Source organism: Paenibacillus sp. BIHB 4019 (assembly GCF_002741035.1).
Lineage (GTDB): Bacteria > Bacillota > Bacilli > Paenibacillales > Paenibacillaceae > Pristimantibacillus.
This window is the reverse complement of the sequence record NZ_CP016808.1, coordinates 5227805-5250802: the sequence shown is the minus strand read 5'-3', so window position 1 is coordinate 5250802 and position 22998 is coordinate 5227805. Positions and strand designations below refer to the sequence as shown.

At 48.9% G+C, this 22998-nt stretch carries 18 protein-coding genes; 5 read left to right on the top strand and 13 right to left on the bottom strand.

What is annotated here, in order from left to right:
* Nucleotides 1-3: 3 nt before the first annotated feature.
* From BBD42_RS22930 to mobA, 4 genes are all read right to left on the bottom strand, one after another.
* The gene (locus BBD42_RS22930) at nucleotides 4-1722 is read right to left on the bottom strand and encodes an ABC transporter ATP-binding protein (protein WP_099520022.1); all 1719 of its coding nucleotides are present in this window, start codon (nucleotides 1720-1722) and stop codon (nucleotides 4-6) included.
* A gap of 178 nt (nucleotides 1723-1900) precedes the next feature.
* Nucleotides 1901-2875 carry a diacylglycerol kinase catalytic domain-containing protein gene (locus tag BBD42_RS22925; protein ID WP_099520021.1) on the bottom strand — a complete coding sequence of 325 codons (975 nt, stop codon included), beginning with the start codon at nucleotides 2873-2875 and terminating at the stop codon, nucleotides 1901-1903.
* Entirely contained in the window at nucleotides 2872-3936 is a 1065-nt protein-coding gene (locus BBD42_RS22920; RefSeq protein WP_099520020.1) for an SPFH domain-containing protein, read from the bottom strand. The genes BBD42_RS22925 and BBD42_RS22920 overlap by 4 nt, the downstream gene beginning before the upstream one ends.
* 275 nt (nucleotides 3937-4211) lie before the next feature.
* Nucleotides 4212-4832, bottom strand: coding sequence for a molybdenum cofactor guanylyltransferase (gene mobA, locus BBD42_RS22915; RefSeq protein ID WP_172455592.1), 621 nt, complete (start codon nucleotides 4830-4832; stop codon nucleotides 4212-4214).
* Between the two features lie 227 nt (nucleotides 4833-5059).
* Here mobA and BBD42_RS22910 point away from each other — a divergent pair, with 227 nt between their 5' ends.
* The gene (locus tag BBD42_RS22910; RefSeq protein WP_099520018.1) at nucleotides 5060-5785 is read left to right on the top strand and encodes a Crp/Fnr family transcriptional regulator; all 726 of its coding nucleotides are present in this window, start codon (nucleotides 5060-5062) and stop codon (nucleotides 5783-5785) included.
* A 13-nt stretch (nucleotides 5786-5798) separates the two neighbouring features.
* Here BBD42_RS22910 and lpdD read toward each other — a convergent pair whose 3' ends face one another.
* A complete protein-coding gene (gene lpdD, locus BBD42_RS22905; protein ID WP_099520017.1) occupies nucleotides 5799-6248 on the bottom strand; it encodes a prenylated flavin chaperone LpdD in 450 nt (149 codons plus the stop codon).
* 320 nt (nucleotides 6249-6568) lie between these two features.
* On the opposite strand from lpdD, the gene BBD42_RS22900 reads away from it, so the two are divergent.
* The 3 genes from BBD42_RS22900 (at nucleotide 6569) to BBD42_RS22890 (ending at nucleotide 10042) form a co-directional block, all read left to right on the top strand.
* Nucleotides 6569-7237, top strand: coding sequence for a 4Fe-4S cluster-binding domain-containing protein (locus BBD42_RS22900; protein ID WP_099520016.1), 669 nt, complete (start codon nucleotides 6569-6571; stop codon nucleotides 7235-7237).
* Nucleotides 7238-7251: 14 nt separating this feature from the next.
* Nucleotides 7252-9222: an anaerobic ribonucleoside-triphosphate reductase gene (gene nrdD, locus BBD42_RS22895; RefSeq protein ID WP_099520015.1), complete on the top strand. Its 1971-nt coding sequence runs from the start codon at nucleotides 7252-7254 to the stop codon at nucleotides 9220-9222.
* A gap of 292 nt (nucleotides 9223-9514) precedes the next feature.
* Nucleotides 9515-10042, top strand: coding sequence for a Crp/Fnr family transcriptional regulator (locus BBD42_RS22890; protein ID WP_099520014.1), 528 nt, complete (start codon nucleotides 9515-9517; stop codon nucleotides 10040-10042).
* On the opposite strand, the gene hmpA is transcribed toward BBD42_RS22890, so the two are convergent.
* From hmpA to BBD42_RS22855, 7 genes are all read right to left on the bottom strand, one after another.
* A complete protein-coding gene (gene hmpA, locus BBD42_RS22885; RefSeq protein ID WP_099520013.1) occupies nucleotides 10039-11298 on the bottom strand; it encodes an NO-inducible flavohemoprotein in 1260 nt (419 codons plus the stop codon). The genes BBD42_RS22890 and hmpA overlap by 4 nt on opposite strands.
* A 478-nt stretch (nucleotides 11299-11776) precedes the next feature.
* Nucleotides 11777-12784 (bottom strand): glycoside hydrolase family 43 protein, encoded by a 1008-nt coding sequence (locus BBD42_RS22880; protein ID WP_237163196.1) that lies wholly within the window; start codon nucleotides 12782-12784, stop codon nucleotides 11777-11779.
* On the bottom strand, nucleotides 12696-14210 hold the full coding sequence (locus BBD42_RS22875) for a type 2 periplasmic-binding domain-containing protein (protein ID WP_099520011.1): 1515 nt from the start codon (nucleotides 14208-14210) through the stop codon (nucleotides 12696-12698). The genes BBD42_RS22880 and BBD42_RS22875 overlap by 89 nt, the downstream gene beginning before the upstream one ends.
* A gap of 41 nt (nucleotides 14211-14251) precedes the next feature.
* Nucleotides 14252-15127 (bottom strand): carbohydrate ABC transporter permease, encoded by an 876-nt coding sequence (locus tag BBD42_RS22870; RefSeq protein ID WP_099520010.1) that lies wholly within the window; start codon nucleotides 15125-15127, stop codon nucleotides 14252-14254.
* A 949-nt stretch (nucleotides 15128-16076) separates the two neighbouring features.
* Nucleotides 16077-16982 (bottom strand): ABC transporter permease, encoded by a 906-nt coding sequence (locus BBD42_RS22865; RefSeq protein ID WP_237163550.1) that lies wholly within the window; start codon nucleotides 16980-16982, stop codon nucleotides 16077-16079.
* A 331-nt stretch (nucleotides 16983-17313) separates the two neighbouring features.
* Complete coding sequence (locus BBD42_RS22860) at nucleotides 17314-19566, bottom strand: helix-turn-helix domain-containing protein (RefSeq protein WP_099520009.1); 2253 nt, start codon at nucleotides 19564-19566, stop codon at nucleotides 17314-17316.
* A 269-nt stretch (nucleotides 19567-19835) separates the two neighbouring features.
* Nucleotides 19836-20726, bottom strand: a complete 891-nt coding sequence (locus BBD42_RS22855; RefSeq protein WP_099520008.1) for a LysR family transcriptional regulator — start codon at nucleotides 20724-20726, stop codon at nucleotides 19836-19838.
* Nucleotides 20727-20847: 121 nt separating this feature from the next.
* Between BBD42_RS22855 and BBD42_RS22850 the strand changes: the two genes are divergently transcribed.
* Complete coding sequence (locus tag BBD42_RS22850) at nucleotides 20848-21945, top strand: branched-chain amino acid aminotransferase (RefSeq protein ID WP_099520007.1); 1098 nt, start codon at nucleotides 20848-20850, stop codon at nucleotides 21943-21945.
* A 184-nt stretch (nucleotides 21946-22129) separates the two neighbouring features.
* Here the strand turns inward: BBD42_RS22850 and pdaA are convergent, their stop codons facing one another.
* Nucleotides 22130-22915: a delta-lactam-biosynthetic de-N-acetylase gene (pdaA, locus tag BBD42_RS22845; RefSeq protein WP_099520006.1), complete on the bottom strand. Its 786-nt coding sequence runs from the start codon at nucleotides 22913-22915 to the stop codon at nucleotides 22130-22132.
* Nucleotides 22916-22998 lie beyond the last annotated feature (83 nt).

Here is a 22998-nt window from a genome sequence, read left to right as displayed (position 1 = left end):
ACGCTACACCGTGCTGTATTGCGCCTGATGCAGCTTGCTGTATATGCCGCCGGCCGCAACGAGCTCTTGATGTCTTCCTTGCTCAGCAATGCCGCTCTCGTCGACGACAATGATGCGATCCGCATTTTTGATCGTCGTCAGGCGGTGGGCAATGACTAGCGTCGTTCTTCCTACGGACAGGTCAGACAGCGATTTTTGAATCGCGACTTCCGTCTCGGTATCCAGTGCCGATGTCGCTTCATCGAGGATGAGAATCGGCGGATTTTTCAAAAACATGCGAGCAATCGACAGGCGCTGCTTCTGGCCGCCCGACAGTTTGACTCCGCGCTCTCCAATAATCGTATCCAGCCCTTCAGGCATTTTTTTGATCAAATCCTCAAGCGATGCCCGGCGTGCCGCTTCCCAAATTTCTTCCTCCGTCGCCAACAAATTGCCATAAGCGATGTTTTCGCGGATGGAGCCCGAGAACAGGAATACGTCCTGCTGCACGATTCCAATATTTTTGCGCAGCGATTCCAGCTTAATATCCCGAATATCTTTGCCGTCCACCGTAATGCTGCCTGCGAGCACATCATAAAACCTTGGCAACAGGCTGCAAATCGTCGTTTTCCCCGCTCCAGATGGTCCTACGAATGCCACAGTCTCTCCAGCATGAATATCCAAATTGATTTTCTGTAAAATCATATGGTTTGTCTCATATCCAAAGCTCACGTCATGAAAACGAACATTGCCGACGACTTTTTTGAGTTCCATTGCATTGGGCCGATCTTCAATGTCAGGCTCTGTATCAATGATCTCCGTGTAACGTCTGAAGCCGGCGATGCCTTTTGGATAGCTTTCGATAACCGCGTTGATTTTTTCAATCGGACGGAAGAAAATGTTCGAAAGCAAAATGAACGCCATAAATTCACCCATATCCAGCTTGCCCTGAATAAAGAAATAAGCGCCGCAAATCATCACAAAAATCGTAACGAGCCGCATCATCATATAGCTGACGGAAATGCTTTTCGCCATCGTTTTGTAAGCGAGCAGCTTCGTCAGGCGGAAGTTTTGGTTGTCTACGGAAAACAGCTTTTTCTCATGCTCTTCGTTAGCGAACGATTGAACGACGCGAATGCCGCCGACGTTGTCTTCAATACGGGCGTTAAAATTGCCGACATCGCCGAACAAGCGACGGTACGTTTTGCTCATTTTGCCGCCGAAGACGATAATAAGCCATGCCATAACCGGAATAATGATGAAGGTTATAAGTGCAAGCTCCAGGTTAATGTAGGCCATTAGCGAGAAGGAGCCGATAAGCGTCATAACCGCTATGAACACATCCTCTGGTCCGTGATGCGCCACTTCGCCAATATCATTCAGGTCATTCGTAATACGGCCGATCAAATGACCCGTCTTGTGATTGTCGAAGAAGCGGAAGCTGAGCTTCTGGATATGGTCGAACATTTTGCGCCGCATATCCGTCTCGATGTTAATGCCTAGCATATGCCCCCAGTAGGTTACGACATAATTAAGCGCAGTATTGAGCGCATATACAGCAAGCAGTCCCACACAGGCAGCAACGATCAGCGTCCAGTTCTGGCTAGGAAGCAAATCATTAATAAATTGGCTGACCGCAAGCGGGAAAGCCAGCTCCAGCAATCCGGCAAGAATGGCGCAGCCGAAATCAAGAAAGAACAGCCCCTTATAAGGACGATAGTACGAAAAAAATCGACGCAGCATTTCAAAATCACTCTCTCATCTCTAAATTAGGTTCACAAGCGTATTCCTGCTAATCCGAATCATCCCCATCAACCCATGACCCAATTATAACATGATTGCTGCGGACTGGCGTGTGAATCTCCCTATAGATTTCCAAAATGACCTTGCGCATTGCCCGCCTACCTGCCTTGCCCTTTGCTTAAACGATGAGATGCCCCTGACGATCTGCTGGCCCGATTGTCGCCTCAAGCCCGGAATGAAAGTTAAGGAAATCATTCTCTACCCCATCGCTGAAAATAACACCGTCGTCCGGCATTTGCGATGTAATCCGCAGCTTGCGCTGCCCGTTGATTTGCCCAAAAACGATCGAAGCTGCGGTCGTCCGGCTTGGAAATGGCTCTCTGACCGTAAAATAAAGCGAATTCGCCGACCAGTCCAGCCGACCTATCTCCTGTTTCTCAGCCGCATCTAGATCTTCCGGCGTGAGCATCAGCGGCTGACGCGTCGCGCTGCTCACAATGCCGGCTGCCCCGGCAAGCACGCTTCGCAGCCAGCCGCTTGCTCCGAGGGCGGTGGACACAATAATACCACTGGAGGACTGCTGCTCAGCATGCTCCTCCAGCTTAATTTCATACCGCGCCGACACATGGGTTTTGCGCCCGATAAACAAATCATTAACGCCGTAGAGGCACTGGCCATTGTTAATCTGCGCCATTGCCAGTGTAACCGGCTGAACCCGGCGCTTCCCGCGCAGCACCTCGGGAATGAGCAATCGCAAATCCCCAACCGTGAAGGGCAGCAGCACGCCATCCCAGCGCTGCGGCTCCGGATTGACGCCAATGAGCGGCTGGCGGTCCAAATATTTGAGCGTACCTGCGACTAGCCCATCCGGGCCAATTGCAATAACGATATCTTGGTCGCCGAATAGGAAGCTCTGCACATGCTCGCGATCCAGCACTTGAACTCTGCCCTGCTGCTCCAGCTCGCTTATCGCCAGCGAGACAGCATGTTGATACACTTCATTTTCCAGCCAATAGTCGCCAAAGTCAGCGCCAAGCCGCTCAATATAAAACTTCGCCTGCTGCACCGTATTGTAGCGAACAAGCAGCTCCTCCAGTCTTGTCTTCCGCTTCACGACGATAAATTTCGCATCTGCTCCTGCTGCCTTGCTCATCGCCTCTCCCCTCCTCGAGCTTCTGGCTTGACCGAGCCGGCCCCATTGCCAGCACCGGGTATTAAGCTTTGCAGCAAATCCGGCGAAATATTCAGCTGTCCAATCCGCTCGGCCTTTTCGGCCATTTCCTGGAAGGCAATCGCAATCAGCTTGTTCGAGTCCATGCCCATATTTGCCATCGCTTGCAGCACATAAGGCTGAGTATCTTGCAGCGATTTCATGACGGCGGCCAGCTCATATGCTCTGGCATCCGCCTCTGAGCGCTTGTTCGCAGCTGCAAGCTCAATCATCGCTTGCTTCTTCTCCTCAAGCTGCGTGTCAAAATGCAGCTGAACCTCCTTCAGCTCATTTTGCTTCTCCCTTACCGAGCGCTCCGCATCCAGCTGCGCCTCGCGAATTTGCCTTTTTTTCAGCTCGACGGCAATGTCGGTATTCAGCTCATTTTCCTTCACCCGCCGTTCCTGCTCAATGGAAGCATTTCGACGCACATACAGCGCCTCATCTGCATCCTGAAGCATTTGCTCGCGCGACTGCGCTTCAAGCGCCCGCATCGTCTCCTTGTTTGGCAGCACGGCGAGAATCGACAGCCCCATCAGCTCAATGCCGAGCTTCGCCAGCTCCTCATGCCGGCTGACCTCCTGTGTAATCGCCTTCGCCAGCCGTTCGCTCGACTGAATAGCTTCCTTGAGCGGCAGCTGCTCCAGCTGCTTCTTCGTCAGCACCTTGGCGATTTGAATGATGCGCTGGGACAGCTTGACCGGATCGTCGGACATATAGGCTTTTTTCTTAATATTGTACGTATAATTCATAATTTCCATCATTTTGCGATAGTCCACTATGCGGTAAGTAAGCTGTCCCTGTACGGTAACGGTTTGATAATCACGGGTCATTTCTTCAAACATAAACGGCACATCGATTGATGAAATCGGGATGACGACAACCGAGGTGGCCCGCTCATAATAGTAGAACGACAGGCCGATTCCCTCCCGGACGACCTTCCCATTTTTCACCTGAATGATGTAGTCGCTCGGCTGAAATTTAACGAATTTAAATCCAAACATGGCGCATTCCCCACTTCCCCTTTTAATAATGTCAATTTGATAATATCTAAATGATAATTGTTAAAATCAATACTGTCAAACCGACATTTTAAAAAAACAAGCTTCACCCTCGCCTTTTGAACAAAAAAAAGACAATCTCCCTTTGCCTGCCCGCCATTCAAACTTTAGGGAAACGTTCATAAACATCCCGTTTGAAAAATGGCGCGCTTGCGGCCTAGGAAAATTGCATTTCTTAATCGATTTTTTAGTCGTCTGGTCTGAATAGAGCCGCCTTATTAGGTGTGAGGAGCAAAGCTGGCATCGTACAAGCTCAAGATACGCTCATATTCCTCAATCGTATTTACATTCGTCACGCAGCTAAGTGTCTCTCTCGTTTCCCCAAGCTTCAGCAGCTCCATCTGGCAGTAGCCTATTTGGCCAAGGAAAGTATTTACCCGATATTCGCTTATTTCGAGCAGCTTCATAATTTCGCCGGCGCTATCCTTGCCATAGACGCCATGCAGCGGATACAGCTTGCCGCCAGCGGACGGAAGCGCGGCCATACAACGCTTTTTCCGCTTGGCCTTCCACAGCTGCTCGGCCACCACGCTTGAAATAAGCGGCATGTCACAGCCCACTACCCAAATATCCGCATGCGTCGCAAGTGTGAATGCAGCATGCATGCCGCTAAGCGGGCCTTTATTGGGAATGTAATCGGTTATAATTCGGACGCTGCTGCCCAAAATAGGCAAAAAGCTTCGTGGGTCATTCGTCACTAAAATAACTTCGTCGCAAAGCTGCTTCATCGTTCGAATCTGCCGTTCAACAATGCTTTCATTTATAAAAGGAAGCAGACCTTTATGGCGACCGCCCATTTTGCGGCTTTGCCCGCCGGCTAATATGGCCCCTGTCAGCATATATGTCCCTCCATCCTGTAGTGGACACCCATTTCTGGCTACATTATAGAAGGTTTTACAAGGCGATACTATTACAAATATCACTTTTCCCCCCATGTTTATCCTCATTTTCAAGGATGAATTGTGATTTCCATCACTATGTTCGCCACAGACTTCTGCTACATTGGAAATAAGCTATTTGTCAGCGGACCATTCCCCTAAATGAACAGCAAAGGTGGCCATTTTCGATGAAACAAGCCATAATCGCAAGACCTTATACTCAAACGGTATGCAATACGTTTTGTTTTTCCCAGACGGGCTTCGAGAAGCTGAAAGAAATTATGTATATACACCACATTCCTTCGGGCAATCATATTTTCTGGGAAGGCGATGCGGACGACAAGCTTTATTACATAATGGAAGGCCGCGTTAAGCTGATTAAGCACAATACAGAGGGCAAGGAATTTGTATTCTCGCAATATCAGGAGGGAGATATCGTCGGCCAATTTGATCCGTTCAGCCCTTCCAGCCACAGCTCTAGTGCGAAAGCGGTGCTGAACTGCACGATCGGCGTTATCCAGAAAAGCGATTTGGAAATTTTGTTATGGCAGCATGGCGATCTGGCCATTGAGTTTATGAAATGGATGGGCCTCATGCATCGGCTGACCCAGACGAAATTCCGCGACCTGCTGCTTTATGGCAAGCAAGGCGCGCTAGCTTCGACGCTCATTCGGCTGGCAAACTCCTTTGGGGAACAAACAGAGGAAGGCGTGCTTATTTCTGAAAAAATAACGAATACCGAGCTTTCTGATTATATTGGCGCAGCAAGGGAAAGTGTCAATCGGATGCTGGGAGAGCTAAAAAAACAAAAGGTGCTGTCTTTCGAGCACGGTTATATTTTGGTGAGAGACATGAAGCATCTGCAAGCGATATGCCATTGCGAGCAATGTCCGAAGGAAGTTTGCCGCATTTAAGAAAGCCTTCCTACTAGGTCTCATCTGTAGGAAGGCTTTTCTCCTGCTGATCGCCAAGCGCTGCCAGCTTATCCGTTTGCTCCCTCATGGCTTCTTTGGCCAGTGTGACAATGCTGACTATATCGTGGCTCGCCGGTTGTTCCAAATGAATGCCGACGACCACTGTTGCGGTTACCCCGAGAGAGCTTGCTGCCATAATGGCAAGCTCCGCGGCCAGTTCACCTTCACGATGGCCTGGAAGCGTATGAGCATCGCACTTTGGTGCGTGCCCTCCATCGATCCAATAGGCCGTTGCAGCTGCCCCAATATGTGCCTCTCCTCCAGTGACGAGAAATACTAAATCCTGCCCCATCGCTAGCACACGTATGTCCACTTTTTCCGTTTTTTTCACTTTCATGTTCATTTGCTGCTCCATTTGCTGTTCGATGTGCTGTTCGATGTGCTGTTCCATGTGCTGTTCCATTTGTCCCCCCCATCCCTTCCTGCGGCAGAACACCTGCGTTCAGCGAGGCCTGCCTTCAGCACGGACTGTTTCATTACATAACGAGTTTACAGCATCAGCTTCCTGCCCGCTGTGACAGCTGTCACCCCTTCTTCTTTTTCTCGCGCGGCTGTGATCCCCATCACTTCATTTCTACCATATGTTGTATTACTATTAATCACAGAAACTATATGCAGTTGCCGATCATGTTGAATGTGATGAGGGACTGCCCCATTAAATCGCATTCATCCAGCGCCACATACTAGTTTCAGAAGTTCGATTTCGGTAGAAAGGAGCACCTTATGCTGACCTTCTATCCCCAGTTCATCCGCACCTTTACGGATTTGCCCGGCCATCTGTCCCTGCTGATCCACTCCTGGAACGGATGCAATATGCGCTGCTACGGCTGCCATAATGATGCCGAGCTAATCGCGCAGCAGCCCATTCCCCATAGGCTGCTGACTGCTGAACAAACGCTGGAGCGACTGAGCGGCAGCGATGGTCTGTTCGACGCTGTATTGTTCAGCGGAGGCGAATTTTTACTCAGCAGCACGGCGGAGCTGGAAAGCTTCCTGCGGCGTGTACGGGCTATTTTCAACGGAAAAATGATTGTGATGACCAACGGAACTTTTCCAGGCAAGCTGCAGCGTTTGCTCGATCTGGCGCTCATCGACGGCATTCATATTGACATGAAGCTGCCGTTCCACCTTATGGACCCGAAGGAGGATGCCGAGGTGTTCAAGGCGATTATTGGAGTCGTTCCCACGGAACGCTTCTGCCAGGATATACTCGCATCCGTCGAAATGGTCATTCGCCATAACAGCAGGCTAAGCCAAGTGAGAACCGTTCGCTACCCGCTCTTAAGCGAAGAATTTTTCGTGCAAATTGCCGCTTATGTGCAGCAGTTGAAAGACAAGCATAACAGCCTTGTACCTTACTGCTTAAATCCTTATTTTCCACCGCAAAAATAGAACGGAGGCCGATCATGTTTAGACAATCAGTCGATATTATTCGCACATTTACGTCCAGCTCCGAGACGAAGCAAGCCGACTATTTAAAAAGGGAAAATAGCAACTTCGTCTACTCGCTGCCCCTTCTGCGCCATAATTTGAACAATTTTGCCGAGGAGCAATATTTGCTTGAGCATATTTTGCCTTTCGCGCTCACCGAGCTTTATTCGGACGGCATTGTGTACATTCATGACAAGCAGCTAAGCCCCTATTGCCTGAGCGTAGGCTGCAAGGATATTGCTGCGAATGGCATTCCTACCTTGGCAAAAAATATGATGTCTTCGCACCCGACGAAAAAGCTCGAAACGCTGCTGCGCCATTTCAGCAATCTCGTCGTCCTCATGTCGCAGCAGGTGTCTGGCGCCGTCATGCTTTCGCAGATGACCACGGTGTCCGCCTCCTATCTCTATTATGAAGAGTCTGTCCGAGGACATACGTTTACAAGCGAGGAGCTGCAGCAGCTGTTCCAAAGCTTAATTTGGGAAATGAATATGCCGCTGCGCGGCGGCTCCCAATCGGCGTTCACCAATATTACGCTGGAGTTCGGCAAGCCTTCGGATGAAATCAAGGATGATTTTGTCATTATTGGCGGTACGCCGCTCGATATGCGCTACAAGGAAATTCCGGCGTCCTACTTTGATCGGATTAACGCAGCTGTCATTGCGGTAATGAAACAAGGCACAGGCAATGGCATACCATTTACCTTCCCGCTGCTGACCGTCCCGATTGACGACCATTTCGACTATAGCAATCCCCTTTTTCTTAATATGCTTGACGGCATGTATCAATGGGGCGGTGTTTATTTCGAAAACTTCCGCAGCCAGCCTTTTGAAAACGAGCATTATCGCCGCCTGAATCCTTATATTAAGCCTCGCGACCCCGAGGTTAGCCGCAGCTTGTGCTGCCGGCTGCAAATTGATTTAAGCGTGCTGTCGCGGCTGGGCAGCGGCATTTTCGGCAGCTCCACCGGCTCAACGGGTGCCGTCCAGGTGCTGAACTTGAACATGAACCGTGTACTCATGGAATACGGCGGCCATGAAGGCGAGCTGCTGGCAAAAATAGAGGAGCTGCTGAACATTATGCAGGAGGGCCATATGGCCAAGCGGCGGTGGATTGAGCAAAATAAAGAGCTGTATCCGACCTTCTTCGCCTTAAACCGCGATTTAGCCCATTATTTCAATGTGTTCGCCGTTACGGGCATGCATGAGGGGCTCATTAATATAGGCTATGACGGGGGAATGAACAATGAGGCCGGCAAGCTGCTGGCCCATCGCATTATGCAATTTATGACGGAAACGATTAATCACTTTATCGTCCGCGACCAAGTTGCCTGCGGCATTGAATATGCGCCAGGTGAAAATGCCGCAATCAAGCTCGCCCGCCACGACGTCAAATGGGCTAAAAACCATAACCGGAGCATTTTTGTCCAGGGGACTGGGGACAACGTTTATTTGACCTCGGGCTGTATGCTCCCGTTCAGCGAGGATGATTTCCTGCGGCAGGTAGAAAATAGCGCGGAGTTCCAAGCTTATGCGACGTCCGGCAGCATTTTGCACCATTTCCTCGAAACGAAGCTGCCGCCTGAGCGGATCGCGAATTATTTAAAGAAAATTTTCGAAAAACCGATACAATATATTACGCTGACGCCTACACTAACCAGCTGCCTCGCATGCAGCCAGCCAATCGTCGCCGTGGACGGAAAAAACATCCATGCCTGCCCCGTTTGCGGCAGCGACGACATCGCAACCTTCAGCCGCGTCATCGGGTACGTTAAAATGATTGCCCGCAAAAAGCTGGCGGTTGATGAGCAGGGCTATTATACAGGAGATTATAATTTTTGGAGCAATGCCCGGCGTTTTGATTGGAATACGCGCAAGCGAATCAAGGAGGAGGCGGTAAGCAGCGTTGGAGCAGCCGCAACTGCTGCCCCGTCAGCAGATGTTTAGTTACTTGGAATATCATCAGGGAACAAATTTATCCTAGCCGCTGCCTCGTTCATTTGCTTATTAAGCACTGTCCGTATACGGCCTCTCCGCTTATATTAAGCTCGGAGAGGCTGCCTACGGACGGTGCTTTTTGGTTAAGGCAAGCAAGTACATGAATTTAATGCAAAAAAAAGATCAACCAGTGTGCGCTGATTGACCTCTACTTCCGCTAATCGGTTTCCTTGCATTTTCAAAAATAACGGATGTCCCTTATAATTTACCTATTATAAACGCTGAAAGGAAGATGCCCGCAATGCTGCTTCATAAAGGAGAAACACTGTTCCGCCAAGGGGAGCTTGGGCCGCTGTACCGAATCAATAGCGGCATGCTCAAAATTATTCGCCTTCATGAAGATGGCAGCCCCATCGTCATGAATATTATAACCGCTGGCGAAACGATTCCCCATCATTCGCTCATTACCCAGCAAGCCTATCATGGGACAGCCGTAGCGCTGGTCACCTGCGACATTGAGGTGCTGCCCTCGCAGGAGTGGTACCAAACGCTGGAGAACCATCCGGAAAAATGCCGCGATATTGCGCTGCTGCTGCAAAACAAGCTGCGCATGATGCAACAGCGCATAGACCAGCTGACACAAGCCGCCCCGGCCGCTAAGCTGCACAAGCTGGAGCAATGGTTCGACGAGCATATTTCCCCTGCTACGCTGAGCGATGTGCTGACGCAGGATGAAATTGGACAGCTCATCGGGCTGCGCAGAGAAACCGTCAATCGTCTGATGAGGGCCAAGGCGGATAAGAGGAAGGAGTCTGGAGCTTCCGTTTAAATGACGGTATCCGCTGTCTCCTGCTGCTCGCCCTGTCCGTCGTTCAAGCTTTCAGCCGGGCCAAAAAACTCAAAATGAATATCAGAAGCCTGAACATCGAACACTCGCAAAGCGCGATTGATCATTTTCATAAACTGCTGCGGTCCGCAAAAATAGAAGCTGGCATCTGTCGTGGGTATAACTGTGCGCAGCCATGGAAAGTTGATCAGCCCATCCTTGTGGTAATCCTTCAGCGCCTTGTCATGCGCCGTCGGCTGCGTATAGCAGTAGAAGACAGACAGCTGCGGGTGGCGGCCAGCAAGCGCGGTTACCTGCTCCTTCATCGCATGCGTGTCTCCATTGGTGGTCGCATGAATAAAGGTAACCGAACGCTCTGGACAGGCTTCCACTACAGCATGCAGCATGCTCATCATCGGTGTCAGCCCAACGCCGCCACTAATAAGCACGACTGGACGCGTATCCTCCAAATCGATTGTGAAATCTCCCGCCGGAGCGGACAAGTGAACGATATCCCCTTCCCACAAATGCTCATGCAAAGACACGGACACTTTGCCAGCCGGCCGGTTATCCCGCCCATCCTCGCGTTTAACCGAAATGCGGTAATAGGGCTTGCTTGGCGAATCCGATAAACTATATTGGCGAATATGGGTATAGGCATCATTCGGCAGTTCTCTTCTCATGCTCACATATTGCCCAGCCTTAAAGCCGGCAATCGCGCCGCCATCTTCTGGAATGAGGTAGAAGGAAGTAATGTTGTCGCTCTCTTGCACCTTTTTATTGACCACAAAAGCTCTGAACCCTTCCCAGCCGCCATGCTGCTGCTCCGCCTGCTTGTACATCTCTTTCTCCACGCCGATAAACGCATCGGCAATCATCCCATATGCTTCTGCCCACGCCTGCAAAATATCATCGGTAGCCGCATCGCCCAGTACATCCTTAATGGCGGCGAGCAAATATTTTCCGACGATCGGGTAATGCTCGGGCAAAATGCCCAAGCTTCTATGTTTATGGGCAATTTGCTTCACAACTGGCAATATCGCTGCTAAATTATCAATATGAAGAGCGGCAGCGTAAACCGCATTTGCAAGCGCCGCTTGCTGCTTGCCTTGTTTTTGATTAGCATGGTTAAAAATATGAAGCAGCTCCGGATGAGCGGCAAACATCGTTTCATAGAAACGCTTCGTAATCGTCGTGCCGTGGACTTCCAATACAGGGACGGTAGATTTAATCGTGGCAATAGTCTTCTCACTCAGCATCATCGCACTCTCCTCACGGGTTTAGGTATCCTTCAAACTTGATCTTCACCAGTATAAACAAGGAATGCGTTTTTGATTGTGATTGAAATCACAATAAAAGGTGCTGAATTGTGACAGTTGCCCGCGTATAATCAATAAAATTAAAATTACATTTAATTCCAAATAAAGCAGATGCTACAGCTGGATTTGCGCTTTTTTCAAACTTGCATCCCTTTTTGTCACATTTGACTTCAATCATTCACGTTTTAGACAATCGTTAGACAAAGTTCTTTAAGGTTCGACTAAGGTTTTGTTTATATAATAATAACTATCAACCCCACAGTTGATCATATAACTAGGACAGGCCCACAGCGATGTGGGCCACTTTTTTTGAAAATATAGGAAAGGATAAGATGTTTCCATCCTTTCTCTCTAATTGTCGGAATGAAACGCGCCGCGCCGCCAGAGGACGGCCACAGCCCTTTCACCTTGTCCGGCTTTAATTCCACACATTAAAATCAGGTTTGCCATCCTCTGACCAATGCAGCTGCTTAACGAACGTATGACGATTCGGATCATTGAGCGGTTCCCCCTCAATGTCCTTGTACGTGCGGGCATGGTATACAAATACATCCGTCTTCCCATCCTCTGCTACAGTGAAGCCGTTATGCCCCGGGCCATACTGCCCGCGTTCCCCATCAGTCTTAAATACCGGCATCGGCGATTTCGTCCATGAAGCCGCATCGAGCAGATCGCTATCCTCAGAGGCCGTCAGCAAACCGACGCAATAATTAAAATCGGTAGCGCTTGCAGAATAGCTGATGAAAATGCTGCCGTTCCGCTTAATGACTGCGGGCCCCTCATTGACCAAATAGCCAATTTTTTCCCAATCAAATTCTGGAGTTGCAATCATAATCTGCGTCCCGCGAATCGTCCATGGGTTTTCCATCGCCGCAATATACAGATTCGTATTGCCTTTGATCGCTGGGTCATTTTGCGCCCACACTAGATAACGTTCACCCTTATGCTCAAACGTCGTAGCATCCAGATTGAAGGACTCCCAGTTCATTATGATTTTGCCCTTCTCCGTCCATGCGCCCTCAAGCGGATTAGCGCTTTCATTTTCAAGCACATAGGTGCGGTGGGCAAAGCCTGCATCTGTCCGCCCCGAAGCAAAATAAATGTACCAACGCCCATCGATAAAATGAATTTCCGGGGCCCAAATTTTCTCGCTCATCTCGCCGCTTTCATGCTTGTGCCAAATTGCAGCCGGCTCTGCATCAGCAAGGCCCGCAATCGTCTGCGAGCGGCGCAGCTCGATATAATTATAATCCGGCTCTGTCGCCGTGAAATAATACCAGCCGTCTACATGCTTATAAATCCAAGGGTCTGCGCGCTGCAAAATAATCGCTTTCCCCTCATTTTGCGTGAATTGCGTTGTAATCGGCTGTAAACTCTTCGATGATTTTGTCTCCGCCGTCTTTTCTCCATTTGGCAACTGCATCATTCCAACCTTTCTCGTCAAGCTCACCCAATACGTATTTGGTCTGTGCATCGGTTATTGCTGTTTTGAGCTCATTGCCCTTCTGCACATTGGTCTCGGACAACAACGATGCGCTTAAATCAACCACAGCAAGCTCCAAATTATCCTCATATAGCTTCTCCAGCTTGACGTCCAACTCCTTCTTTTCACCCTGCATCGCAATGGTGGTCGAATAAATCCACCGCAAATTCCACAAATCGCCAATGGAGGACGTTGCCGCTTCATTTTTCACTGGTTTGCCGCCGGCCAGCTCATAATCGGTGCCCTCTAGTCCCCAAGCGATGAAATCTTCCATCTTCTTGTCGGCCATTTTGTCGAGGAAATCAATAATGGCTTTCACTTGTTCCTCTGTTTTCACACTGGATTTCGGAATCGCAAGCAGAGAATCATACCCATTCGTTCCCCGCACACGCTCGCCTTTAGGTCCTGCAAAGTTTTGCGCCACATCAATAACGACCTTCGGGTTAGCCTTCTGCAAATCGGCGTGGCCCGCAGCATCACCGATAACGGAGAAATACATGCCTGCCTTCTCTTTATTGAAATAATCATATTTCGGCGCAATCGGGAAGTCATTAATAATGAGTTTCTCCTCGACCATTTTTTTATAAAGATCAAGTGCCTCCTTAAATTCCGGATAGACGAAATCAGGCATCACCTTGCCATCCTGAAGCCCCCAGCCATTCGGGCCGCCATTATACACATTTAATTGCTTAAGCAGCTCCATCGCCTTGTCTTCCTGTATGCCGAACGTATCGTTTTTGCCATTGCCGTCCGGATCATTTTGTGTAAACGCTTTCGCTATTTTGTAAATATCATCCACCGATTGGGGCTGCTGCAAACCTAGATGATCGAGCCAATCTTTGCGAAAAATCATGCCGTAGCGCGCCAGCACCCGCTCCCTCGGAATACCGTACAGCTTGCCGCCGATCATCGCATTCGTTTTGGCGATCTCGCTCATATTAGCCAAGTTTTTCGTATTTTGCAAAAAGGGTGTCAGCTCCCAAAACACCCCTGACAGCTGGGCATTGAGCATCGCGGAATCTTTATTCCGCCGCACGAGCATTAGATCAGGCAGCTTGCCGGAAGCAAGCGTTGCACTAACCTTGTCGTCGTAGGCGGATGTTGGCACCCAAGTGAAATCAAGCTTCGTGTTCGTATAATCTTCAACATACTTAATGCCGGGACTATCCTTTTTCATCGGCTCCGTGCCAAACTGGATCATCATAATGTTGATCGCTGTCGTTCCTGGCCCTGCTTCTGCGCTTGCCCCAGTGCCCGCTTCCTCATTGCCAGAAGAACCGCAGCCTGCCAGCACGCCTGCCATAATACCGGAAATACAGGTGCAGGTAACCATTCGTTTAAGTACATTTTGATTCATTAGCTTTTTCATTTTCAGTTGCCCCCTAATGGCATATTGTTGGTATTCCCTCACTACCCTTTTACTGAACCTAGCAGCGCCCCTTTAGCGAAATGCTTTTGCAAAAACGGATAAACGACGAGTATCGGTAAAACAGAAAGGACGATAACGGCCATTTTAATCGTTTCCGCTGGCGGTGCCACATAACCGGTTTCAAACGAGGTTGAGTCTCCAATCCCCCCTTGGGATAAAATAACGATTTGCCGCAGCCATACTTGTATTGGCCAAAGGCTTGAATCGTTAATATAGAGCACGGCGCTGAAATAGGAATTCCAATGCCCAACTGCATAAAATAAAGCCAGCGATGCTAATACAGGAGCCGAAAGCGGAATGACGATACGGAATAAAATGCCGGGATCGCTGCATCCGTCAATTCGCGCCGCTTCCTCCAAGCCATCCGGAAGGTTTTGAAAAAAATTCCGCATAATAATCAGATTAAAGGCGCTGATCAGGCCTGGAATGATTAACGCTCCGACATGATCTAGCAACCCCGTCCATCTTACGATCAAATAAGTCGGAATCATGCCTCCGCCAAATAGCATCGAGAATACGACCATTTTCATAATCAGCTTGCTTCCGAACAAATCCCGCTGCGCAAGCGGATACGCCATAAGCGCGGTAAACAGCAAATTTACGAGTGTTCCGACAACGGTGACCAGCGCAGTTACGCCAAGGCTGTTCACGATCGTATTGGTCGATAGCACATAGCGATAGCCTTCTAGTGAAAAGCTGTGCGGAATGAGGATGAAGCCTCGCTTTAAAAGCTCTTCCGGCGCCGTAAGCGACGCTGACAAAATATAAATAAACGGCAAAATGCACACAGCGGCAATTAGGCCGAGCAGCAAATAATTCGTCCAGTCAATGAATCGTCCCATCAAGCTTTTATCCATGCAGCTCTTCCCCCCCCATCCAAGCTAGCCTGCTTGAACCCGGCTGCTTTGTCTAGTACTGTTTTTGTACTGTTGTTCATGTTCATGTTCCTGTTCTGTTGTTCTTGCTCTGCTGATCTTGTTCCTATTCTGTTGCTCTTGCTCTTGTTGTTGTTATCTTTTTTTAGGGCATGTAAGCAAATGTAAGCGAGCCAGAGCCAGGCCGAGTACAGCGTTAAACGTATTGCCTCTCCTACCGAAAATGTTGCCCCTCGTGGATGTGAACAAACTTACTCATAGGCAGCTTCATGATCTTCGTTTCAGGGGGTTGCTCCCTGCATCAAGATTGATTTGGTGGACACAGCAGCAGCTATTTTAACAAAATCACGATTTTGGCACAGGCCGCGGACTCAGGAGCCGCTAATGCGCTGCAAATGGCCATTTTGACGGGATGATGAGGGCGATAACGAATCTCCTGTCCGCATACGCTTCGAAATCGATTGCAAAGCCAGAATAGCGGAACCTCAGTCCGTCAAAAAAGGAGTGAGCGACTCGGTCTTTGGGGACTCATCAACAACCGCAGGCTGTGGCTCCTTAACCCTTGAATCTTCAGATTAGTTTGACCATGAATAAGCGCTAAGCAAGGGCAAGCATGGCGACTACGGTTTGCATGCACATCCAAATTCGCTTTGTTTTTTTTCATTGTTTTCTTAGTTTTCTTAGTTTTCTTTGCTCTTGCAGTTTACTTTGCTCTTGCCGTTTTCTTTGCTCTTATCTCTTCTTTTTCTTCCATTCCCACTAGGGGATTGGTGAAAAAGGCGAAGTGGAGTAAAGGGTTTGGAGTTGAGAAACGGAGTGTTCGCTTTTGGACTTGAATTTTAACCGTTAGCGGTTTGTTCAAAAAATTCAAGTCCAACCGCGATCGAAACCCAAACTTTTCACGCAGCGCAGCAACTTTTTCACCGTTCCCCTAATATATCCCGTCTTCCCCAAACTTCTTAGCCAAATAGTTGGCCGCTACGACCAGCACAAGTCCTACGGCTGATTTAAATACGCCAACCGCTGTACTAAAGCTGAATTGCCCTTGCGTAATCCCCATGTTGTACACGTACGTATCAAATACTTCACCGACATCCCGGTTCATCGAATTGAGCATGAGAAAAATTTGTTCAAAGCCAGTATCGAGAAAATGGCCGAGCCGCAGGATGAGCAGGATGACGATTGTGCTCCGGATAGCTGGGAGCGTAATATGCCACATTTGCTTCCATCTTCCGGCGCCGTCGATTTTGGCTGCCTCATACAGCTGCGGATCTACCCCAGCAAGCGCTGCGAGAAAAATAATCGTGCCCCAGCCCGTCTCCTTCCACATCACTTGCGAAGTAATCATCGTGCGGAACCAATTCTCGCTGAGAAGAAAGTTAATCGGATTTTTACCCGATTCAGCCAGCATCATATTAACGAGGCCATCCTGTGAAGAGAAGAATAGAAAGCTGATGCCCGCCACGACGACCCACGACACAAAATGCGGCACATAAATGAGCGTCTGCACGATTCGCTTATAAGCTTCCTTTCGCACTTCATTCAACATCAAAGCGATAACAATCGGCAGCGGGAAAAAGAAAACAATGTTGTACATCGCCAGCATAAAGGTGTTGCGAAAAAGCATCCAAAACGCATCATTTTGGAAAAAGGCTTCGAAATGCTTGAATCCTACCCAATTGCTTTTCCAAAAACCCATGTACGGCTGGTAATCCTGAAAGGAGATGAGCACTCCCCACATCGGCACATATTTGTAAGTGATAAAATACAAAACGCCAGGAAATAACATGAGATAAAACCAGCGATGCCTTCTCCAGCGTTTGGACAGCAGGTCCATTGTGGATTTCGTCTGGGCATTTGAAACGCCCGATTGATTATTTGCTGCCGTTTGCATAATAGCCTTCCCCCTCCTAATTATGACGTGTGCTGCAATTGCGAATGGCAGGTGGAAGCAGCCTTCTTCACGCTTCGCCTAATGAACGCCGTTCCTCTACAAATTACCGCCTGCTGCAATTACCGTCTACAATCATCAGGGCAGAAGTTGCCCTGCCAGCTAGAGGTTACGCGCTTTCGTAATCATTAGGGAAGGTGCCATAATCATTAGGGCAGAATGCAGGTGCAATAAGGCTTTGGCTGTATAAAAAAACTCTGCGCCCGAGGCGCAGAGTTTACTCCGCTCGATATTTTTTCCGATATTCTCCCGGGGTCATCTGCTCCATTTTCCGAAAATAACGGATAAAATTTTGTGGATTCTGATACTGGATGCGTGCGGAAATTTCGGCGATTTTCCAATCCGTTTCGAGCAGCCACTTCTTCGCCTGACTCAGCCGATACTGTGACAAATATTCGCTAAAATTAATGCCGGTCTCCTTGCGGAAAACCGTTTTCAAATAATTAGGATGGTAATTAGTCCGGGCTGAGCAAAGCTCCAGCGTAATGTCCTGCTCATATTCATGATGAATAATTTCTTTAATTTGGTCGGAAATGTTGCGGTTGCGGCGATCCCATTGCGAGCTCATCTCTTGAACCATCGGAATAAGCAGCGATGACATAAACCACTCCTCGGTTTCCGCTGACGTTTTCAGCTTGGCCAGCTGATCAAACAATTCTCGCTCATCCAGCATTTGCAGGTGAAGCTCCTCCCCGGCATTTTGCACCTCGCGAAGCAAATCCGCAAGCAGCCGGAACAGGCACATCTGAATTTCCTTATGATGAATATGCCCTCGCATCGCTAATGCAAGAAATTCCTTTAGCAGCTTCCGCGCTTGCTCCAAATCAGATATCAAAATCGCTTCAATGAGCTGCTTTTCAATCCATTCTGGAAATACAGCAGGGGTGCGTTGATCTGGCAATACATCCTGTGCGTGCAAAATCGCTTCTTCACCTAGACGAAAGCGGTATTTCAATGCTTCTAGGCTTTCCCCGTATGCCTGCGATGCGTCAGTCAGCTTCTTATGGAATCGGCTGATTCCAATGCTTACGCTGAGACCAACGATTTCCTTAACTTTGGACTGCACCGTTTCCGCCCATGCATACACCGCATTTTTCGCTTCATCCATGTCAGCCTCCCCAGCGGCAGCCTTGAGCAATGTAACCTGATTCCCCCCAATGACAACTGGGTCAAAGCGAAGCTCTCCCGGAATCAGCTCAATAACGATGTTGTTGACGGCGAACATGAGCAGATCGCGATCATTTTCCTGAAAACGAGTACCTTTAAAGGTATCGATTTGTACAGTCAGGATACAATACACCGCTTGCTCAAGCTCATAATGATATTGCGTCGCTTTCTCCCGGATATGGCTGCCCGAAAGCTCGCCAAGCAGCAGCTTGCGCACGAAAAATTCTTTGAGCTGCTGCGTCTGACCCTGCAATTGCCCAAGCAGCTTGGATTGCAATAGCTTAAGCGATTGAATGCGTTCGCCTATAACCTCCAGCTCGTCCCTTTGCGGCGATTCTGCCCCGTCCAGCGCCGATTCGAACACGCGGCGAATCGGTTCATACATTTTTCGCGATCCGAACAAAGAAATCGCCAGCAGCGTCAGAAACACAATGATACAAATAAGCGCCGTATACCAGCCGATGGCACTCGTCTCCATCGTTACCTGCTCCATTGAAATAAAAGACACATAAATCCAGCTGTTATAAGGAGATATCCGGTAATTTAGCCCAATAGGACCTTTCTCCGTCTTAATCGTAATGGAGCCCTCTTCCTTATTTGCTGCTTCGCGAAGCTGCGGCACCATGCCGCTCAAATCCGCAGAGGTGAAGGCCGTCCCTTCCTGGCCGGTCAACTGCCGATAATTCGCATCAAAAATGACTGTCGCCGTTTCCTTCGTCTCCTGCGGCATCAGCTTATCCAGCCGGTAGAGCGGAACGGTCGCAACCATAAGTCCGGCAGGATTTTTCAACGTATTAATGGGCAGCTTTTTTACTAATTGCACATGGCTGCTCTTCGCATCGCTCACCCAGCTGGACAGCTCAGGGATAGCTTTCAATTCAGTAAGCGGTTTCATTTTGTCATTGCCAGAAGCGTAGCGAAACCCGCTGTTATCAAGTGTCCACTGCTGTTCTAAGCTGGCCAAACTTATATTTTGAATGCCGGTATCATAAGCCTGCAGCTTATACAACTCCTCCGACAACTCATTAATTAACGTAAAATCGCGTGGTTCAATTTGCTTGACGACGACCTGATTAATAAGCGGCCGATTAATGAACTGAATGAGCGAGCTGTCGATTGTCTTAAGCAGCTGCTCTACTTGAAGCTGCGTCTGGACGAGCACCTCGCGATTGCCCTGCTGCACTTTATCTTCAATGATTCCTTTTGCTTTAAAATAGGACAGGCCGCCAAGCGTCAAAATCGGAATGGTCAGAAGCACCATACTGAAGGCGACCAGCCTTCGCATATATTTTGATTTTAACAATGCTTTTCCTCCGACTTTAATCCAGCATTAGACAATCTTTTTGTGAAAGCGTTTCATTGTATTATTATATACAAAAGCGAGCTGCTAAGAAACACTTTGGCCAGCGATAGCCGATTACTGCCGTAAATTGTTAATTGATGCAGTCCGCCAACATCTCCCCAATTGCTGCTGCGCTTGCCATACAAAAGGTAAATGATGGCGGCTAAGATTGGAACAAACCGTCATACAATTGGAAAAGATAAAACAATAGGCTGAGGGGACGATTGCAGCTATTGCTGAAACATTTGAATAAAATGGCGGGCGGCATTGGACAGATAACGATTCCTGAGCCATACGATGCCGACATCCGATTGAAAATCCGTGTCTGTGATGGCCAGCATGCGAATCGTTGGAAGCGGAAAAGAAGCCATAACCGATTTAGGAAAGACGGTCACGCCGATTCCTGCTGCCACTAGCGCCATTATTATGGCGACGCTGGAGCATTCGCAGATGATTTTCGGCTCAAAGCCGTGGGCACGGCATTCAATCATTACCTTCTCATGCATGGCCGTTGTCCGCTCCGTCTTGAGGGCAAGAAACGGCAAATCCTTAAGCTCGCTCATCTGCATCGATTGCTTTTGCGGATCTGTGCTCCACTTAGAAGGCAGCACCGCAACGAATGGGTCGGATGGCAGCGGCAATATCGAATAAGGCTGCGAATCAGAAGCCGATTCAAACGGGAGTCTTGCAACAACAAGCTCAATGCTGCGCTTCTCCAGCTGGCTGCCCAGCATATAATGATCGCCTTCCCAAATTTTGAACGTCACCTCGGGATGCTTGTCCCGAAACCGCTCAATGACAGGCGGCAGCAGCGAAATGCAGGAAACGACCGAGCCAATCGGCAGTACGCCCTGAATGCCCGCATCGAGCTCGCGTACCTCCTGCATCGTTTCATTAAATTGATCGACTAAGCTTTCGGCCTTATCGCGCAGCAGCTCTCCCGCATGAGTCAGCACAAGGCTTTTGCCATTGCGGTCAAATAAAGTAACGTTCAGCTCCTGCTCCATTTGCTTTAATTGGCGGCTGAGCGGGGGCTGCTCCATATTCAGCAGCTTGGCCGCACGCGTAATTTGCCCCTCCTTGGCGATCGCCAAAAAGTATTTAAGCTGACGGATATCCATGTGCATTCTCCTATACCTAAAAAGTATGATGATCCGACAAAACAGATATTATCAATATACTTGGTTAAGTGGTACGATTCAACTAAACGATTGTCACCAAAATAAGTGGGAGGATTCTGAAATGAACCAACCGATTGCCATTGAACTAGCTGCTACCAAAAAAACAAAGCCCCAAGCCAATCAATTAGGGTTTGGAAAATATTATACCGACCATATGTTCATTATGGACTATGAAGCATCGAAAGGCTGGCATAGCCCAAGAATCGTTCCTTACCAACCGATTACGCTTGACCCTGCTTCCAAGGTGTTCCACTATGGACAAACGGTGTTTGAAGGGTTGAAAGCGTATCGCACGGAGAGCGGCAGCATTTTGCTGTTCCGTCCAGAAGAAAACTTTAAACGATTAAACCGCTCTAACGAGCGCCTAAGCATTCCACATCTTGACGAGGAGATTGCGCTGGAAGCTTTGAAGCAGCTCATCACCGTTGATCAAGACTGGATTCCTGATGAGGATAAAACGTCCCTGTACGTTCGTCCATTCATTATTGCAAATGAATCATCCCTCGGTGTAGCGCCATCGCAAAACTATATGTTTATGATTATCCTCTCTCCGGTCGGATCGTATTACGCAGAGGGCATTCATCCGGTGAAAATTTTCGTGGAATCCGAATATGTACGTGCGGTTAAAGGCGGCGTCGGCAATGCCAAGACAGCTGGCAACTATGCTGCTGGCTTGAAAGCCCAGGAAGAAGCATCAGCTAAAGGCTGCACGCAAGTATTGTGGCTGGACGGTGTTGAGCGTAAATACATCGAGGAAGTTGGCAGCATGAACGTCTTTTTCAGCATCAACGGTACGATTGTCACTCCGGCGCTGAATGGCAGCATTCTCGACGGCATTACGCGCAAATCGATTATTGAGCTGCTTAAATCGTGGAACATTCCTGTTGAGGAGCGCAAGCTGTCCATTGACGAGCTCGTGGAAGCTTATCATAATGATACGCTGGAGGAAGCTTTCGGAACAGGTACGGCAGCAGTTATTTCTCCAATTGGAGAGCTGCATTACCTCGATGAGCAGCTGCTGCTTCGCGGTGGCGAGACAGGCCCGTTGTCACGCAAGCTGTATGAGACGTTAACAGGCATCCAAACGGGCGTCATTGCCGATCCATTCGGCTGGACCGTTGAACTGCCAAGTGCCCAATATACCGCTGGAACAAAATAAAACATAGCGGCGCTTATTTGGCGCATAGCATGCCCCTATACACATAAAACGAACCCCGTGCATTCTTAACAAGAGCACGGGGTTCGTTTTATTTTTTTATATTTTCGTTTTATTTCTTATCGTACTCAGCGAATGTGGCGATTAACTTTTTCCTGGCGAAGCAGTAAATAGCTATTGATAGCGATCAATAGCTGCGATTCGTCAGCTGATCCAAGCTTTTGAATGCATAGCCTTGCGCCCTCGCGCCATCTATAATCGCCCCTAAAGCTTGGGCATTGTCGCTTGAAACCGAATGCAGCAATATTACAGCTCCCGGATGGAGCTGGCGCATCACTTGATCTAGGGCGTATGCTGCCCCCTTCTGGCTCTTAATGTCCCAATCCTTGTAGGCAACCGACCAAAAAACGCTAGTATATCCAGCCTGCTTGCTGACAGCAAGCACCTGATTGCTAAAAATCCCCCTTGGCGGCCGCAAATACGCCATTTGCTGCTGGCCGGTCAGCAGTGCCGACTGCTCCTCCACCTTTTTGAGCTCGGTCTGAATTTGTCCTGAGCTGAGCTGTGTCATATCCGGATGGCTCCATGAATGGTTGCCGACGATATGTCCTTCTGACGCCATACGCTTCACCAGCTCCGGCTGATCCTTAATAAAATGGCCTGTTACAAAAAAAGCAGCAGGCACACCCTTCGCCTTTAGCGTATCCAGCACCTTAGCTGTATAGCCATTTTCATAGCCATTATCGAAGGTCAAATACAGCTCCTTTTGCTTCGTATCCCCGAGGAAAATCGCCCCATTTTGCTGGACGATGCCTTTGAAACCTTCCTCATTTATCGAAGGCAGCTGTCCTCCTGCGCTTTTCTTAAACCCAAAATGATACACGCCCGGCTGCGCCATTACGCTTTCCATCCCTAGGCACCCTAACCATACAGCCAAACACAGGCTCAGCAGCCGGAGTGCTATACGCTTCATCATGCTGTTCCCCCTTATTCATTTGCTGCTTACTCGCCCTTATGTTCTGCATCCAGCAAGCAAATTATGAGTGGAACCTCACA